Consider the following 13,416-nt stretch of genomic DNA (forward strand, 5'->3'; position numbering starts at 1 on the left):
TACATAAAATACGACCCAAACTCCGGCCTCTCCAATCGTTAATATACCATTAAATACTTGCAAGACTGACCGGGGGCGGGCCTTGCGGAAGCGGGGCACCCCTGTGGCATACGCGCCGCAGCAGGCCAGCCATCCGCAGGGCGCCTGCGCCCAACCCTTTTCACTCCGCACCGCGGAAGTGATATGGTCCGCGCCGTTCGATGGGCGCCGATCGGGGCGTGATAGGGGACCGGAAGGCCAATGGCCGACAAGCAGCGACTGTTCATCACCGGGGCGACGGGATTCGTCGGCGCGGCCGTGGCCCGTGTGGCCCTGGCCCGGGGCCATGACGTCACGGTCCTTAAGCGGCCGGCCACCCCGCCCACCAACCTGGCCGGGCTGGATGTGCGGGTGGTGGAAGGCGACCTGAACGACCGCGCCAGCCTGGCGCGTGGGATGGCGGGGGCGGATGCGCTGCTGCATGTGGCGGCCGATTACCGCCTGTGGGCCCCCAACCCGGAAGAGATCGTTCAGAACAACCTGCGCGGCACCCGCGCCATCATGGAACTTGCGCTGGAACATCGTTTGCGACGGGTCGTCTACACCAGCAGCGTCGCCGTGTTGGCCCCGCGCACCGATGGCGTGGCGGTGGACGAGCGCGCGGTGATGGCGCCGGACGCCGCCATCGGCGCCTACAAGCGCAGCAAGATCCTGGCGGAACAGGCCGTGCTGGACATGGTGGCGAAGGATGGCCTGCCCGCCGTCATCGTCAACCCGTCCACCCCCATCGGCCCCCGCGACCTGCGCCCCACCCCCACCGGCCGCATCATCGTGGAGGCCGCGACCGGCAAGATGCCGGCCTTCGTCGACACCGGCCTGAACCTGGTGCATGTGGACGACGTGGCGGAAGGCCATTTGCTGGCCTTTGAGAAGGGCCGGGTGGGCGAGCGCTACATCCTGGGCGGACAGGACGTCTCCCTGCAGCAAATGCTGGCGGACATCGCACGCCTGGTGGGCCGCAAGCCGCCCACCGTGGCGGTGCCGCGTGGCCTGATCCTGCCCATCGCCGTGGTGGCGGAGGCCGTGGCCAAGATCACCAAGCGGGAACCGTTCGTGACCGTGGACGGCCTGCGCATGTCCAAGTACCGCATGTTCTTTTCCTCGGCCAAGGCCGAGGCCGAGCTGGGCTATACCGCCCGTCCCTATGGCGAGGCCCTGGCCGACGCCCTCACCTGGTTCAAGACCGCGGGGTATCTTGCATGAGCCTGATCTTCCTCATCGGCGTCATCAGCCTGGCGGTTTGGGTGGTCCTGGTCTTCGCCCGGGGCCTGTTCTGGCTGGGGCTGGAGCGCGACGACATGGCGCTGGCGCCAGCCAACAAGCCGGGGCAGCTGCCCAGCGGCCCCACGACAAGCCATGGCGGGCTGGAGGGCGGCTGGCCCTCCGTCACCGCCGTCATCCCGGCCCGTAACGAGGCCGACGGCATCGCCCAGGTCATCGCCTCCCTGGGAGCCCAGGACTATCCGGGTCACCTGAGCATCATCCTGGTCGATGACGGCAGCGACGACGGCACCGCGGAGTTGGCCCGCCATGCGGCGGAAACGTCCGGTTCCACCGCCACGCTCACCGTCCTGACGGGGGCGGAGCTGGCGCCCGGCTGGACGGGCAAGCTGTGGGCGGTGCGCCAAGGAATCGCCCATGCCCAGGAAGGCGACTTCCCGCCCGACTATCTGTGGCTGACCGACGCCGACATCGCCTACGCCCCCGACACGCTGACCCGCCTGGTCACGCGCGCCCAGACGGAAAACCGCGTGCTGGTCAGCCTGATGGCCAAGCTGCGCTGCCAAAGCTGGGCGGAGAGGGCCTTCATCCCGGCCTTCATCTATTTCTTCCAGATGCTGTACCCCTTTGGCCGGGTGAACGACAGCGGCTCCACCGTCGCGGCCGCCGCCGGCGGCTGCATGCTGGTGGACCGCCAGGCGTTGGCGCGCGCCGGCGGCATCGACAGCATCCGCGACGCCCTGATCGACGATTGCGCCCTGGGCCGTCGCCTGAAGACCCAGGGGTCCATCTGGCTGGGCCTCAGCGACCGGGCCGTCAGCCTGCGGGCCTATGACAAGGTGGACGACATCCGCCGCATGGTCATCCGCAGCGCCTACGCGCAGTTGAACTATTCCCCGGTGCTGCTGGCGGGCACCGTGCTGGGCATGCTGCTGACCTATGTGGCGCCGGTGCTGTTGGCCTTGTTCGACCGCGAGGCGGCGGGCATCTTCGGCGCGCTCGCGGTGGGTCTGATGCTGGCCAGCTTCGCCCCCATCCAGGCGTTCTATCGCCTGTCGCCTATGCGGGCCGTCACCTTGCCGCTGATCGGCATCGTCTATACCGTGTGGACCGTGGACAGCGCGGTTCAGCACTGGATGGGCCGTGGCGGCATGTGGAAGGGGCGCGCCCAAGCCCAACATGTACAGTCCGCCCCGGTAGCGGCGGCCCAGCCCGGTACGGGCGGGCAGAGCGCAGGACAGAACGGAAACCCCGCCCCATGACGGCAGCCAACCACCGCACCGGCAAGGGCCACAAGGACGAGAACTTCCCCGTCGCCTCGCTGATCATCCGCCGGGACGCGCGCGCGCCCGTCATGGCCTATTACGCCTTCGCCCGGGTGGCCGACGATGTGTCGGACAGCCCCGTGCTGGCGCCGGACATGAAGCTGAAGCTGCTGGACGCCATGGGCGCCAGCCTGCGTGGCGAGCGAGAGAACGAGCCCGAGGCCGTGGCCCTGCGCGAGGTGCTGCGGCAGCGCGGCCTGTCCGACCAGCATGCCCAGGATCTGCTGATCGCCTTCCGCCGCGACGTCACCCAGCTGCGCTATACCGACTGGGACGATTTGATGGATTATTGCCGGTATTCCGCCATGCCGGTGGGCCGCTATGTCCTGGATGTGCATGGCGAGAGCCGCGACACTTGGCCAGCGTCGGACGCGCTCTGCGCCGCCTTGCAGGTCATCAACCACCTGCAGGACTGCGGCAAGGACAAGAAGGCGCTGGACCGCGTCTACATCCCCTTGCCCCTGCTCATCGCCGGTGACCTGACCCCCGACGTGCTGCTGGAACCGCAGGCGCCGCCGGCCCTGCTGGACATCATCCGCCACCTGGCGAAGCGCACCGACGCCCTGCTGGACCAGGCGGAACCGCTGGCCAGCCAAGTGGCCGACCTGCGCCTGGCCATCGAGGTGGCGATCATCCAGCGCCTGGCCCGCCGCCTGGTGCGCCTGCTGCTGATCCGCGATCCCTTGTCCGACCGGGTGCATCTGAGCAAGATGGAAACGCTGTGCATCGCCGCACGCGCCACCCTGTCCACCTTGTGGCAGCGGCTGAGCGGCGGCACCCGCGCGGTGCCGGTGGGGAAAAAGCCATGAGCGTGGCCGCCGAGATGCCCGAAACCAATCCCAACCTTCCGGGCCAGAACGAAACCGCCGCCAAATCCGCCAGCGGCAGCTCGTTCTACACCGCCATGCGCGTCCTGCCGCCGGCGGAACGCGACGCCATGTTCCACATCTACGCCTTCTGCCGGGCGGTGGACGACATCGCCGATGGCGACGACCCGACCATAGCCGCCACCAAGGCGGCGCGGCGCGAGGCCCTGGACCTGTGGCGGCGTGACATCGCCGCCGTGTGCGAGGGCCAGGGCCCCGCCAAGCTGGCCGGCCTGCAGGCCGCGACGCTGCGCTTCGGCCTGCGGCACGAGGATTTCATCGCGGTCATCGACGGCATGCAGATGGACCTGGACGCCGACATCCAGGCGCCGGACATGGCGACCCTGGACCTGTACTGCGACCGGGTGGCCAGCGCCGTCGGGCGCCTGTCCGTGCGCGTCTTCGGCATGCCGGAGGACAGCGGCGTCGCCCTGTCCCACCACCTGGGCCGCGCCCTGCAGTTGACCAACGTGCTGCGCGACGTGGATGAGGACGCGAGCATCAACCGGCTGTACCTGCCGGCCGAGTTGCTGCGCCAGCACGGCATCACCGCCACCGACCCCGCCACAGTGGTGGCCGACCCACGCATCGACGGTGTGGCCCGCGACCTGGCGGTGCGCGCCGCCGAGCATTTCCGCGAGGCCGACCGCCTGCTGGCGGCCGCCCCCCGCCGGGCCGCCCGGGCCCCGCGCCTGATGCGTGACGTGTACAAGGTGTATCTGGACCGCCTGCTCGTGCGCGGTTGGGCCGGTGAACGCCCCAAGGTGCGCATCGCCAAGCCGCATCTGCTGTGGATCGTGCTGAAGGCTTTCCTGTTCTGATGACCATCCCCGTTTCTTCTCCCGGGCCGACCGTCCACGTCATCGGCGCCGGCCTCGCAGGCTTGGCCGCGGCCGTGCGCCTGACCCAGGCGGGGCGCCGCGTGCGCCTGTATGAGGCGGCGGCCCAGGCCGGTGGCCGCTGCCGCTCGTATGACGAACCCAACTTAGGCATCCGCATCGACAACGGCAGCCACCTGCTAGTCAGCGGCAACCACGCCGCCATGGCCTACCTGCGCGCCACCCACGCCCCCGGTCAGGAGCCAGCGCTGGAGAAGGTGGAATACCGGTTCTGGGATGGCGCCACCGGCCGGCGCTGGCAGGTACGTCCCAACGACGGCAAGCTGCCGTGGTGGGCCCTGGTTCCCTCGCGCCGGGTGCCCGGCACCAAGGCGGTTGATTACCTGGCGGGCCTGAAGCTGATGCGGGCCGATCCACTGGCCCCCATCGGCGAGGTGCTGGCCTGCTCGGGTACCGCCTGGGACACCTTCTTCCGCCCCGTGCTGCTGGCCGCCCTGAACACCGAGCCGGAGCAATCGGCTGCCGGCTTGGCCGGCGCCATCATCCGCGAAACCCTGGCCCAAGGCGGTGCGGCCTATCAGCCACTGCTGGCCAGTGGCGGTCTGTCGCCGGTCTTCGTCGACCCGGCCCTGGACTGGCTGGCGCGCAATGGCGCGGAGATCGTCTGGCGCCGTCGCCTGCGCGCCCTTACCCGCGTTGATCAAACGGTCACGGCGCTTGATTTCGGAACCGAAACGATTGAGCTGGCGCCTGACGACCGGGTGGTTTTGGCAGTGCCGGCTTGGGTGGCGGCCGACCTGCTGCCGGGCCTGACGACGCCAACGGAACACCGCTCCATCCTGAACGTTCATTTCCGGCTGGACCGGCCGGCGGGCATGCCCCGGATGACGGGCATGATCAACACCGTGGGCGAATGGGCCTTCGCCTACGATGACCATGTGTCGGTGACCGTGAGTGGCGCCGATCGCCTGATGGAGTCGGACCGGGAGGAGACGGCCCGCACCATCTGGGGCGAGATCTCGGCCTTGGCCGGCCTCGCCCCTGCGACATCTTTGCCGCCCTGGCAGGTGGTGAAGGAGAAGCGGGCCACCTTTGCCGCACTGCCAGAACAGGCAAAGCGTCGCCCGAATGCAACGGCCGCCGGAAAAAACCTTGCACTGGCAGGGGATTGGACCGCTACCGGGTTGCCATCAACCATAGAAGGCGCCATACGTTCGGGATTCACCGCTGCGGATGCGATCCTGACCGCACGGTGAGTTGCCTGAGCATTTCAGGCATGAGCCAGGGGTGTGCGCCAGCGCACAGCCCGACTTGGCGTTTACTGAATCATCCCGTTTTGAGTTAAGTCGCGTTACGCAGAGGTCGCTTGGTCATGGATGTTCGTATGGAAGCCGATTTCGTCGGCACCGGTGCCGGCGCGGCCCGTGTCAGCGAAGGGGTGCTGCAACGGTCGATCGACCGCGCCGCCCGCGTCCTGATGGACCGCCAGGCGGCGGACGGCCACTGGGTTTTCGACCTGGAGGCCGACGCCACCATCCCCGCCGAATACATCCTGTTGAAGCATCACCTGGGTGAGGAACCGGAACCGGAAATCGCGCGCCGCATCGGCAACTACCTGCGCCGCATCCAGGGCATCCATGGCGGCTGGCCGCTGTTCCACAACGGCGCCTTCAACATCAGCGCCAGCGTGAAGGCCTACTTCGCGTTGAAGGCCATCGGCGACGACATCGACGCGCCGCACATGGCCCGCGCCCGCCAGGCCATCCGCGACAACGGCGGGGCCGCCGCCAGCAACGTCTTCACCCGCATCATGCTGGCCCAGTTCGGCGCCGTGCCGTGGACCGCCGTCCCGGTGATGCCGGTGGAAATCATGCTGCTGCCGAAGTGGTTCCCCTTCCACCTGACCAAGATCAGCTATTGGGCGCGCACCGTCATCGTGCCGCTGCTGATCCTGATGGCGCTCAAGTCCAAGGCCAAGAATCCGCGCAACCTGCGCATCGACGAACTGTTCCTGGTGCCCGCAGACCAGGTCAAATCCTGGCCCAAGGCGCCGCACGTCAAGAAGCCGTGGGGCGAAATCTTCGGCGTCATCGACCGCGTGCTGCGCGTGGTCCAACCCTATTTCCCCAAGAAGAGCCGGGACAAGGCCATCGAGAAGGCCGTGGCCTTCGTGCGGGAGCGCCTGAACGGCGAGGATGGCCTGGGCGCCATCTATCCCGCCATGGCCAACACCGTCATGATGTTCGACCTGCTGGGCTGGTCGCCCAAGCATCCCGAGGTCGCCACCGCGCGCTATGCCATCGAGAAGCTGCTGGTCATCGACGAGGCGCGGGACGAGGCCTTCTGCCAGCCCTGCGTCAGCCCCGTCTGGGACACCAGCCTGCTGTGCCACGCCCTGCTGGAGGTGGGCACGGATGAGGCGCTGGCGCGCACCGGCCAGGCCCTTGAATGGCTGAAGGGGGAACAGGTTCTGGACGTGAAGGGCGACTGGGCGGATCAGCGCCCGGATGTCCGCCCCGGCGGCTGGGCCTTCCAATACGGCAATGACCACTACCCCGACTTGGACGACACCGCCGTGGTGGTGATGGCATTCAATCGCGCCCAGCCCAAGCTGGCTGCCGCCGGCCTGCCCGCGGACTACGACATGACGGTGGCCCGCGGCGCGGAATGGGTGGAAGGCCTGCAAAGCCGCAACGGCGGCTGGGGCGCCTTCGATGCCGACAACACCCATTATTACCTGAACTACATCCCCTTCTCCGACCACGGCGCCCTGCTGGACCCGCCGACCTCCGACGTCACCGGCCGCTGCCTGGGCATGATGGCCCAGCTGGGCGCCGACAAGGACGGCAAGGCCATGCGGGAAGGCGTCGACTACCTGCTGAAGGAGCAGGAGAAGGACGGCAGCTGGTTCGGCCGCTGGGGCGTGAACTATATCTACGGCACCTGGTCGGCGCTGAACGGCCTGAACGCCGCCGGCCTGTCCCCGGACCATCCGGCCATGAGGCGCGCGGTGGACTGGCTGGTGCAGATCCAGAACCCAGATGGCGGCTGGGGCGAGGATTGCGAGAGCTACGCCTTAGATTACAGCGGCTACCAGCCCTTCCCCTCCACCGCCTCGCAGACGGCCTGGGCCCTGCTGGGGATGATGGCGGCCGGCGCCGTGGAGCACCCGGCCGTGGCGCGCGGCATCGACTGGCTGACGCGCAACCAGGGCGAGGACGGGCTGTGGAAGGAAGAGTATTACAGCGGCGGCGGCTTCCCCCGCATCTTCTACCTGCGCTACCACGGCTACTCGAAATACTTCCCGCTGTGGGCCATGGCGCGCTACCGCAACCTGTCCAACAGCAACACCAAGCTGGTCAGCGTCGGGCTGTGACGAAAAGGTCGCCTGTAAAAGGCCCTTTTTAAAACTGTAAATCGCCGCGACTGCGGGTAATAAAGACGCCTGGAAGGTCAGCCTTCCAGGCGTTTTGTTTGCCAGGCGTTTTGCTTGGGCGTTCGGGAAAGTGGTCATGGGTCAGGCTCAGCGGCGCGTCATGGCGCGCCCCATCATCGTCGTCACCGGGTTGAAGCGTGAGGCGGACATCGCCCAGGCACGGGGCTGGCTGCCGCTGGTCAGCGCCGGCGACCTTGAGCGGACGGAGCGGGAGCTGACGGCCCATGCTCCCGGCGCTTGCGCTTTCCTGAGCTTTGGCTTGGCCGGCGGTCTGCAGCCGGGCCTGATGCCCGGCACCCTGGTCATCGCCAACCGCATCGTCACCGATGGCGGCGACTTCCTGCCCGACGCGGCCTGGACGTCGGGTCTGGCCGACGCCCTGCCCCACGCCATGGTGGCGCCGGTGGCGGGGCAGGAGCGCATCATCAACACGGTGGCCGGCAAGCAGGCCCTGTTCGCGGACACGGGGGCGGCGGTGGTCGACACCGAATCCCAGATCGCGGCCCGGGTTGGGGCCCGCTTCGGCGTGCCGGTGGCGGTGCTGCGCGCCGTGTGCGATCCGGCCCACATGACCCTGCCGCCGGCGGCAACGGCACCCCTGAAACGCAACGGGACGCCGGACCCTTTCCGGATCCTAGCGTCCCTATGGCGTCAGCCGGGCCAGATTCCGCAGCTGCTGCGGCTGGCCCGTGATTCCGAGGCGGCGTTTAAGGCCTTACTCTGCGGCTTTGCTGGCGTCGCGCGCGCGGATGTCAGCCAGCGCCTTCTCGACATGGCGTGAGAAGACGAACTCGGCCGGGCGCTGGTTGGCCAGGCTGATTTCCGGGGCCATGTCGCCGGTGGTCTTCACGCCGCGCAGGCCAACCCAGGCGGCCTTCAGCGGGTTGGTCAGGGTGTCGGTGACGGCGGTCGCCTCATAGCCGCAATGGACCATGCAGTCGGCGCACTTCTCATAGTTGCCGGTGCCGTACTTGTCCCAGTCCGTATCCTCCATCAGCTCCTTGAAGGTCTTGGCATAGCCTTCGCCGAGGAGGTAGCAGGGACGCTGCCAGCCGAAGTAGGTGCGGCAGGGGTTGCCCCACGGGGTGCAGTGGTATTCCTGGTTGCCGGCCAGGAAGTCCAGGAACATGGTGGACTGGTTGAAGCGCCAGTTCTTGCCACCATTGCCGCGCTTGAAGATCTCGCGGAACAGGTTCTTGGTCGCCGTGCGGTTCAGGAAATGCTGCTGGTCGGGCGCGCGCTCGTAGGCATAGCCCGGCGAGACGGTGATGCCTTCCACGCCCATTTCCATGACGCTGTCGAAGAAACGGGCCACGCGCTCCGGATCGGCGTCGTTGAAGAAGGTGCAGTTGATGCTGACGCGGAAGCCGCGATCCTTGGCCGCCTTGATGGCCGCGACGGCGCGGTCATAGGTACCCTTCTGGCAGACCGACTTGTCGTGAGCCTCGCGGTCACCGTCCAAGTGCACCGACCAGGTGAAGTACGGGCTGGGCTTGAACAGGTCCAGCTTCTTTTCCATCAGCAGCGCGTTGGTGCAGAGGATGGCGTACTTCTTCTTGGCGATGATGCCTTCGACCATCTGGTCGATTTCTTTGTGCAGCAGCGGCTCACCGCCGGCGATCACCACCACGGGCGCGCCGCACTCGTCCACCGCCGACAGGCAATCCTCCAGCGGCAGGCGCTGGTTCAGGATTTCGTCCGGGTAGTCGATCTTTCCGCAGCCGGCACAGGCCAGGTTGCACCGGAACAGCGGCTCCAGCATGAGGACCAAGGGATAGCGCTTCACGCCCGTCAGCCGCTTCTTGAGAAGATACGAGCCGATACGGACGACCTGATGCAGCGGAATACCCATGCCTTCAATCTCCTTGAACCCCAGCGCCCTTAACCGCAGCGGCGCGGGTTGAAACATTTTCTCTACCGAATTGGCGGCCAAAAGACCACCAACGGGCGTGCGCGTCAGGCCAGCGTTTCAGGCAGGCGGAATTGAACCTCTTCCACGATGCCCGGCAATGTCGACAAATCAATGGGGGCCAAGCGCCGCAGCGCCGCGACCACACCATCCACCAGTACTTCCGGCGCCGACGCACCGGCAGTGACGCCCACCACACCAACGCCCACCAGCCAGGCGGGATTGATAGCGTGTTCGTCAGGGACAAGGTAGCTGGGCACGCCCAGTTCCTCACCAATTTCCCGCAAGCGGTTCGAATTGGAACTGTTTGGCGACCCAACCACTAGAATAAGGTCGGCCACCTTGGCCAAATCGCGTACCGCCGCCTGCCGATTCTGCGTGGCGTAGCAGATATCCTTGGTCTCCGGCCCCACGATATCGGCGAATCGCCCCTTCAGCGCGCCGATGACACAGCGCGTGTCATCGACGCTGAGCGTCGTCTGCGTGACGTAGGCGATGGGGGTATCCGGCGCCAGGGGCAAGGCGTTCACGTCATCGACGCTGGACACCAGATAGGTGTGGCCCGGTATCTGGCCAAGGGTGCCTTCCACCTCGGCATGGCCGGCGTGGCCGATCAGGATGACGGTCCGTCCCTGCGCGACATAGCGCTTGCCTTCCATATGCACCTTGGACACCAGCGGGCAGGTGGCGTCGATGACGCGCAGTTCCCGCGCCTCCGCCTCCCTTTCCACCACTTGGGAAACGCCGTGGGCGCTGAAAATGGTCAGCGAACCGGCCGGAACCTCCGCCAAGTCTTCGACAAACCGGGCGCCCTTGGCCCGCAAACTCTCAACCACGTGCTGGTTATGGACAATCTCATGCCGCACATAAACGGGTGCGCCGTGGCGTTCCAGCGCGCGCTCGACGATGTCGATGGCGCGGACCACTCCGGCGCAGAAGCCCCGCGGCTGAGCGAGAACTACCTGCATTGCGGAAACCCCTGGAAGGCAAACCCCAAGTCCATCATCCGGATTGGACCCGCAGAGGCGCCCTACTTGAACATGTTAGCGATACCAACAGTCCCCCACCGGGCACCGCCCGTCAGGTCCATATTGGCTACGGATGGTAAAACCGACCCCCCGCCCCGATCGAACACCGGGGATTGATACCCGTGCCAATCGAATCCGCTACCGCCCTATGGTCACGCCAGACTTGCACAAAATTTAGGACGTGCCAATGCGCCACAATTGCTTGAGTGATCCGCCCTTCATGTGTGGCATCGCGGCAACGGGTGGCCTAGACCTTGAGGGCAGCATCTTTAGTAGATGAGAATGACAAACATCTTCCTAACAGCGCGCGGAAGCAGAGTTCGGCGGATCGATTTCGCGTAATGACACGCAGCCGGACGACGCGGGCGCAACAAAGCACCGCGTGCGGCGCAACCATCGCCGCCTTGAACGGGACCCTGCCCCGACGTGCATGATGCTTGATCTCCGCCATCGCAGCCGGAACGATGGCGAAAGAAATTGACATAGACCCTGTCGCGCCAGGCACCGACACCGTAGAACAGTCGCGAGACACATGCGGATCGGCCCCGGCAGCGGCCTGTTCCACCCCAGGCCCGATGGCCCCCCTTTCCCCGGGGATGGCCGCCGGGGCCCATTTCCGTTTCCGTGGTTCCCAGAGGAGAACACCCCCCGTGTTGACCGTACGGCCCCCCGCTTTCCGCCCCGCCGCCCGCCGCCTGGCCCTGGGCCTGCTGGCCCTGGCCGGCGCCGCCCTGGCGCCGCTGCTGGCCCCCCCACGGCGGAAGCGCACGCCATCGTCATCGACAGCAACCCCAAGGTGAACGACACGCTGGGCGTGGGCGGCAACATCCTGAAGGTGCATTTCAACAGCCGAATCGACCGTGCCCGGTCCAAGCTGATGATCATCGCCGCCGACAAGACCGAAGTGCCGGTGACCATGACCACCAGCCCGGACGACGAAACGCTGACCGGCCAGGTCACCCTGTCCACCATCGGCAGCTTCAAGCTGCGCTGGCAGGTGTTGGCCGTCGACGGGCACACCACCCGGGGCGACATCCCCTTCACCGTGATCCAGCCGTAATCGGGACCTACCGCTCGTGGATACCCTCGTCGATATTTTCGGTTACCTGACCGTCGTCCTGAACGGCATCAACCTGGTGGCCATGACCATGGCCTTCGGCAGCGTGCTGTTCCTGACCTGCCTGGCGCTGCCGCTGGCGTCCCAGCTGAAGCTGTCCGGCGAGGCGGTGGCGGAAGCGGGCGCGCGCTATGCCCGCTGGGGCGGGATCGCCACCGCCATCGCCACCTTGTCGTCGCTGACGCTGAACGCGCTGGTGCTGTCCGGCACGCTGGACATGCCGGTGCTGGAGGTGGCGGGCGCCTTCTTCATCGAGGCCGGCATCGTCCAGACGCTGGCGGCCATCGCCATCGTCGTGGCGGCCCGTGGCCACATGACCCGTCCGCGCGTCGCCGTGCTGACGGCCCTGGCGCTGGTGATGCTGGTCGCCTCGCTGGCCACCAGCCATGCGGCCGCGCGGCCGGGTGAGCGGGTGTGGATGCTGCTGGCGACCTTCTCGCACATCCTGGGCGCCGGCCTGTGGCTGGGCGGGCTGCCGGCCTTCCTGTCGTCGCTGGGCCAGGCCCAGTCGCGCGACGAGGGGGCCGCCATCGGCCAGCGCTACAGCCTGATGTCCATCACCGGCGTCATCCTGATCGTGCTGGGCGCCATCGGCATCAGCATCGGCTTCATCGGTGGGCTGCAAGGCTTCTACGGCACCGCCTACGGCGCCATGGCGGCCACGAAGGGCGTCATGCTGGGCATCCTGCTGCTGCTGGGGCTGGGCAACTTCCGCACCATCCGCCGCTTCGCCGCCGGCCAGGGCGAAAGCCTGACCCGCGTGCGCCGCTTCGTGGAGGTGGAGATCGCCTTCGCCATCGCCATCCTGCTGGCGGCCGGGTCCATCACCTCGCAACCGCCGGCCATCGACCTCACGGACGACCGCGCCAGCTGGGCGGAGGTGGTGGAGCGCATGACCCCGATCATCCCGCCGCGCCTGGAAAGCCCCAGCCACGACAGCCTGGCCATTCCGGCCCTGCAAGAGAAGCTGGACAAGGAATGGCGGGAGCAGCAGGCCAGCAACCGGCCCCAGGCCTTCGTGCCCGGCGCGGGCGAACTGCCCCCCGCAACGCCGATGACATCGCCTGGTCGGAATACAACCACCACTGGGCGGGCCTGGTGGTCCTGCTGGTGGGCGTGTTCGCGCTGCTGGAACGGGCGGGCGTGCGTTGGGCCAAGCACTGGCCCCTGCTGTTCCTGATCCTGGCCGGCTTCCTGTTCCTGCGCTCCGACCCGGAAACCTGGCCCATGGGCAATGTCGGCTTCTGGGACAGCTTCCGTGATCCGGAGGTGGTGCAACACCGCACCTTCGTGGTGCTGATCGTCGCCTTCACCATCTTCGAATGGGGCGTGCGCACCGGGCGGTGGAAAAACCAGGCCCTGGCCCTGGTCTTCCCCGTGCTGACCACGGTGGGGGGCGACCTGCTGCTGACCCACAACCACGCCATCAGCAACATCAAGGAACAGCTGCTGATCGAGCTCAGCCACCTGTTCCTGGCGGTGCTGGGCGTGGCGGCCGGTGCGGCCCGCTGGCTGCAGATCCGGGGCACGGGGCGCGACGCGCGCTGGGCCGGTTGGATTTGGCCCACCTGCTTCGTGCTGGTCGGCCTGCTGTTGCTGGCCTACCGCGAAGCCTGATATCTACATAAGCACATGA

The 13,416-nt window shown here is 67.2% G+C and carries 13 protein-coding genes; 11 read left to right on the plus strand and 2 right to left on the minus strand.

The window, feature by feature from the left end; translation table 11 throughout:
- Window positions 1-240 precede the first annotated feature (240 nt).
- The 7 genes from hpnA (at window position 241) to UCD39_RS11485 (ending at window position 8,507) form a co-directional block, all read left to right on the plus strand.
- Complete coding sequence (hpnA, locus tag UCD39_RS11455; protein ID WP_322485873.1) at window positions 241-1,242, plus strand: hopanoid-associated sugar epimerase; 1,002 nt, start codon at window positions 241-243, stop codon at window positions 1,240-1,242.
- On the plus strand, window positions 1,239-2,522 hold the full coding sequence (locus UCD39_RS11460) for a glycosyltransferase (RefSeq protein WP_330496152.1): 1,284 nt from the start codon (window positions 1,239-1,241) through the stop codon (window positions 2,520-2,522). Before hpnA ends, UCD39_RS11460 begins: the two co-directional genes overlap by 4 nt.
- Window positions 2,519-3,394 (plus strand): squalene synthase HpnC, encoded by an 876-nt coding sequence (hpnC, locus tag UCD39_RS11465; protein ID WP_330496153.1) that lies wholly within the window; start codon window positions 2,519-2,521, stop codon window positions 3,392-3,394. The genes UCD39_RS11460 and hpnC overlap by 4 nt, the downstream gene beginning before the upstream one ends.
- Window positions 3,391-4,272: a presqualene diphosphate synthase HpnD gene (hpnD, locus tag UCD39_RS11470; protein ID WP_330496154.1), complete on the plus strand. Its 882-nt coding sequence runs from the start codon at window positions 3,391-3,393 to the stop codon at window positions 4,270-4,272. The genes hpnC and hpnD overlap by 4 nt, the downstream gene beginning before the upstream one ends.
- Window positions 4,272-5,546 carry a hydroxysqualene dehydroxylase HpnE gene (gene hpnE / locus UCD39_RS11475; protein WP_330496155.1) on the plus strand — a complete coding sequence of 425 codons (1,275 nt, stop codon included), beginning with the start codon at window positions 4,272-4,274 and terminating at the stop codon, window positions 5,544-5,546. The genes hpnD and hpnE overlap by 1 nt, the downstream gene beginning before the upstream one ends.
- Before the next feature lie 128 nt (window positions 5,547-5,674).
- Entirely contained in the window at window positions 5,675-7,666 is a 1,992-nt protein-coding gene (gene shc, locus UCD39_RS11480; protein WP_330496156.1) for a squalene--hopene cyclase, read from the plus strand.
- 136 nt (window positions 7,667-7,802) lie between these two features.
- Window positions 7,803-8,507, plus strand: coding sequence for a phosphorylase family protein (locus tag UCD39_RS11485; protein WP_330496157.1), 705 nt, complete (start codon window positions 7,803-7,805; stop codon window positions 8,505-8,507).
- On the opposite strand, the gene hpnH is transcribed toward UCD39_RS11485, so the two are convergent.
- Together hpnH and ispH are read right to left on the minus strand one after the other, a co-directional pair.
- On the minus strand, window positions 8,442-9,578 hold the full coding sequence (gene hpnH / locus UCD39_RS11490) for an adenosyl-hopene transferase HpnH (protein ID WP_330496158.1): 1,137 nt from the start codon (window positions 9,576-9,578) through the stop codon (window positions 8,442-8,444). The genes UCD39_RS11485 and hpnH overlap by 66 nt on opposite strands.
- A 104-nt stretch (window positions 9,579-9,682) precedes the next feature.
- On the minus strand, window positions 9,683-10,603 hold the full coding sequence (ispH, locus tag UCD39_RS11495) for a 4-hydroxy-3-methylbut-2-enyl diphosphate reductase (RefSeq protein WP_330496159.1): 921 nt from the start codon (window positions 10,601-10,603) through the stop codon (window positions 9,683-9,685).
- Between the two features lie 710 nt (window positions 10,604-11,313).
- Between ispH and UCD39_RS11500 the strand changes: the two genes are divergently transcribed.
- Genes UCD39_RS11500 through UCD39_RS11515 form a run of 4 tightly spaced genes read left to right on the plus strand, consistent with a single transcriptional unit; the run spans window position 11,314 to window position 13,397 of the window.
- On the plus strand, window positions 11,314-11,463 hold the full coding sequence (locus tag UCD39_RS11500; RefSeq protein ID WP_330496160.1) for a hypothetical protein: 150 nt from the start codon (window positions 11,314-11,316) through the stop codon (window positions 11,461-11,463).
- Window positions 11,460-11,723 carry a copper resistance CopC family protein gene (locus tag UCD39_RS11505; protein ID WP_330496161.1) on the plus strand — a complete coding sequence of 88 codons (264 nt, stop codon included), beginning with the start codon at window positions 11,460-11,462 and terminating at the stop codon, window positions 11,721-11,723. Before UCD39_RS11500 ends, UCD39_RS11505 begins: the two co-directional genes overlap by 4 nt.
- Before the next feature lie 16 nt (window positions 11,724-11,739).
- Complete coding sequence (locus UCD39_RS11510) at window positions 11,740-12,960, plus strand: CopD family protein (RefSeq protein ID WP_330496162.1); 1,221 nt, start codon at window positions 11,740-11,742, stop codon at window positions 12,958-12,960.
- Window positions 12,879-13,397, plus strand: a complete 519-nt coding sequence (locus UCD39_RS11515; protein WP_330496163.1) for a hypothetical protein — start codon at window positions 12,879-12,881, stop codon at window positions 13,395-13,397. Before UCD39_RS11510 ends, UCD39_RS11515 begins: the two co-directional genes overlap by 82 nt.
- The last annotated feature ends 19 nt before the right edge of the window (window positions 13,398-13,416 follow it).

Source organism: Nitrospirillum karajorum (assembly GCF_036348415.1).
Lineage (GTDB): Bacteria > Pseudomonadota > Alphaproteobacteria > Azospirillales > Azospirillaceae > Nitrospirillum > Nitrospirillum amazonense_B.